Genomic DNA, 3,780 nt, shown 5'->3' on the forward strand with positions numbered 1-3,780 from the left:
CGCCCGTCGCTTCACCCGCCCAGCAGGGCACAACCCACGCCGGAAACGAACTCAAAACTGGATAGAAACTGGGGGCAACGTCACTCAAACTTGCTCGCTCAGCATCGTTCAGTTGACCGATGGCCAGCCGCTGATTCCGTATATAGTCGGGAGGAACGAAGAATTCCGAGCACCGAATAAGGCGCTTAACGTTGCCGCCATTTAGTCCGAAAGCAGTCGGCTTGTGTAGCCCAATTTCGGTTGCGCGGGCCTTGGTTGCGATCGGGAAGTGGAGCCTTTTCCCTATCTTTTGCAAATCGGTGCCATAGCAAACTAGCACACTGCCAAATCGTGTGTTCGTTTGAGGGTCCTCGTGGATATCGCTCCCAAGGACAAGTGAAGGACGCGACCACGGCCCAGGTTGACCTGGTCGCTCACGAATAGGAAATCTGCACCAAACAATGTTGCCTGGGTCTGGCAGCGTGTCGATTTGAAGGAACGTCCACCCCATAAGGGGTGGCTATCACAAGCGCTTAGAGGAAACTACTCTGCTGCGCGCAATGAGTGCATCCGCTTCTGGATCAGACGCAACTAACTCCGCATCGGTGAGCGCGCTGTAATCAGCGTAATACTCGCCAATCCGGTAAACCTCAGGAGCGGGTTCACCTCTGGGGCTGATGACCGGCTGACTCGGACTGCGCGATGCGCGTCCCCAACTCGCGACCGAGTGGAGGATGCGTTCTAAAACGGCAACCATCGCATGCTCCCTAGGGGCTTTGTTCCTTTCAGGCCACGGCGGTTAATGCGCCATTACCTTGCTGTGGTCTAGCCACCCAGCCTAACTCACCCGCGCCCCTGTAGTTCCAAACATTGGCATGAAGGTGACGGGAGCGCTAGAGCCTAGATAGGTCAACGATGCCGACTTAGCAAGATAGTCCGGTCAGGCGATTCGCTTCTGATACGGCCCATGCTTGCCCGGCTTAGGCGCAACGGCGTCCATCATCCCGCAAAGATCGTCCATTCCGGCAGGCCAGAAGAGCGACATCGCCTCCACAGCGGACTTGATCAAGGATTTTGCCCGAGGTGCCATGGTGCTCGCCGACAAGGGCTACGATGCCAACCCATTGCGCACCGCCATCGCGTCTGCTGCGTCCGTCAGCTCGTCTTGACGTATTTCCGCCAGCTGTGCTCCGGCCGAAAGCCGAGCATATCCCGTGCCTTGCGGTTGGAGAGCAGCGTCTCGTATTCACCAAGTTCACCCTTGACCGGCACATCGGGATAAAACCGCTTCAGCAGTTCGGCTGTCGGCAGGTCGGACGAGGTGTCGTCGTTGGCGGCGTTGAACACTTGGTAGCCGAGTCCGTCCTTCTCGATGGCGCGCAGCGTGATCTGGCCGAGATCGCGCGCGTCGATATAGCTCCAGGCGATGCGCTTGCGGAAACCTGGATCGGCGAACCATTTCGGAAACAGCGAATATTCATGCGGCTCGATGACGTTGCCGATGCGCAAGGCGTAGATGTCGAAGCCGCTGCGCAGCGCAAAGGCGCGCGCCGTCTTCTCGTTGACGACCTTGGACAGCGCGTAGCTGTCCATCGGGTCGACGTCGTACGCCTCGTCGAGCGGAAAATGCGTCGGGTTGCGCGGTTCGTTGGCGAAGACCAGGCCGTAGGTCGTTTCGCTGGAGGCGATCACCACCTTGCGGATGCCGAGCTTCACCGCGGCCTCGATGACGTTATAGGTGCCGAGCGCGTTGATGCGGAACACCTCATTGTCGGGCGTGATCATGATGCGCGGGATCGCCGCGAAATGCACCACGGCATCGACCGGCTGCGTACGCAGCGACGGGTCGAATTCATGCAGGCCCATATAGCTCGACAGCGCATTGAACACCTGCCCGCTGTCGGTGATGTCGGTGATCAGCGTGCGCACCTTGGGATTGTCGAGCGGCTTGGTGTCGATGTTGAGCACCTGGCAGCCCTGCTCGACCAGATACTGCACGACGTGGCGCCCGGCCTTGCCGCTGCCGCCGGTGAACATGATCCGCTTCGTCATTTTGCTCTCCCTAAGATTCATGTGTATTGTCAGACAATATCGAACTCTGCAATCGCCTGCCACGGCGAGCGGCAAAAACCCGCTTCAACAATTCGCCGGCAAGCTGCAGCGCCGTCATCCATCATTGCAAATAGGACGAAACGACATGAACACGACCGCCGCGAGCGAAAAGATCGGCTTCATCGGGCTTGGCCTGATGGGGCACGGGATCGCGAAGAACATCGTCGACAAGGGCTATCCGCTGACGTTTCTCGGCCGCAAGAACCGCGCGCCGGCGGAAGACCTGCTCGGCCGCGGTGCCAAGGAAGCGGAGACCTCGCGCGACGTCGCGGCGGCATCGACGGTTGTCTTCATTTGCGTCACCGGCTCGCGCGAGGTCGAAGCCATCATCCGCGGCCCAGGCGGTCTCAAGGAAGGCCTGAAGCCGGGATCGGTTGTCGTCGACTGCTCGACCTCTGATCCTGTCTCGACGGTGGCGCTGGCCGCCGAACTCAAGGGGCTCGGCGTCGATTATGTCGATGCCCCGCTCAGCCGCACCCCGAAGGAGGCTTGGGAAGGCACGCTCGACGCCATGGTCGGCGCGCCCGATGCGGTCTTTGCCCGGCTGAAGCCGGTGCTCGAAACCTGGGCTGGGCGCATCGTCCATATCGGCGATACCGGCGACGGCCATCGCATGAAGCTGCTCAACAATTTCATCTCGCTCGGCTACGCCGCGATCTATTCCGAGGCGCTGGCGCTGGCGCAGAAGGTCGGCATCTCGCCGCCGCGCTTCGACAGCGTCATCCGCAACGGCCGCATGGATTGCGGCTTCTACCAGACCTTCATGCGCTGGACGCTGGAAGGCGACCGCGACGCGCACAAATTCACCATCGCCAACGCCTTCAAGGATCTTACCTATCTCGAATCGATGGCGGGTGCTGCCGGCATCGCCAACCCGCTCGGCAACGCCACCAAGAACGCCTTCGCCGGCGCCTTCGCGGCCGGCCCCGCCGACCAGTATGTGCCGATGCTGGCGACGCATATCGGCAAGGTCAACGGCGTCGACCTGATGCCGACCAGGGATGGCAAGAAGCAGACGATCTGAGAACGTTGGGATTAACGCCTGGGAGTGTCGCAACTGCAAACGTTCGCTGCCGACCAGCTACATCCGCCAATCTCCGACGCTGGCGATTAGCATATGACACCACACCTTCGTCATCCCAGGGTCTGCGCCGCGTCGCTTCGCTCCTTGCTCCGCCCAGGGATGACGAAGGGAGGGTTTCGGCTAGACTAATCTCTAAATTTGCGATTTGCGACTAACGGGAATGATCGACCTTGGTTGCTGGTTGACCCGACTTACACGCAGTTGGCCGAGAAACGATCGAATCAGCGCCGAAACCGGCCGATAACGTCGGTATTGGCGAGAAGTCTGTGCACCAAAGCACGCGCACTTCCGATCGGAGGAAGCCAAAAACAAAAAAACCGCCTCGGCGGGCGGGTCGTTGGAGCCAATTGGCACCATACGCAAATTAATAGCATAGCTGCCGGCACAAAGCAAGAACAAAATAGCTGCGAAGGCAAAAAAGTCCGAATTCCGTTCCCACCCGAGGTCGCCGCCCTCATTGCCTAGCGTTGATGATCAGCGACAGCCGAAATGGCATCCAATCTCCCCCCTCTGTTGCGCTGGGCAATCGCATTTGGATTCTTACGAAGATGGACCCCCACCCTAACCCTCCCCACAAGGGGGAGGGAACGCTGCCGCGCGCCCTC

The 3,780-nt window shown here is 59.9% G+C and carries 3 protein-coding genes; 2 read left to right on the forward strand and 1 reads right to left on the reverse strand.

The annotated features are described in order from the left end of the window. The coding region (locus NKH99_RS32440) for a hypothetical protein (protein WP_353017934.1) at positions 1-205 on the forward strand (205 nt) is incomplete at its 5' end. Positions 206-1,134: 929 nt separating this feature from the next. Here NKH99_RS32440 and NKH99_RS32445 read toward each other — a convergent pair. Further along, entirely contained in the window at positions 1,135-2,031 is an 897-nt protein-coding gene (locus NKH99_RS32445; RefSeq protein WP_352475054.1) for an NAD-dependent epimerase/dehydratase family protein, read from the reverse strand. A gap of 145 nt (positions 2,032-2,176) precedes the next feature. Here NKH99_RS32445 and NKH99_RS32450 point away from each other — a divergent pair, with 145 nt between their 5' ends. Further along, the gene (locus NKH99_RS32450) at positions 2,177-3,115 is read left to right on the forward strand and encodes an NAD(P)-dependent oxidoreductase (RefSeq protein ID WP_353017936.1); all 939 of its coding nucleotides are present in this window, start codon (positions 2,177-2,179) and stop codon (positions 3,113-3,115) included. Positions 3,116-3,780: the final 665 nt, after the last annotated feature.

The sequence above is a fragment of the Mesorhizobium sp. M0854 genome (assembly GCF_040319815.1).
Taxonomy (GTDB): Bacteria; Pseudomonadota; Alphaproteobacteria; order Rhizobiales; family Rhizobiaceae; genus Mesorhizobium.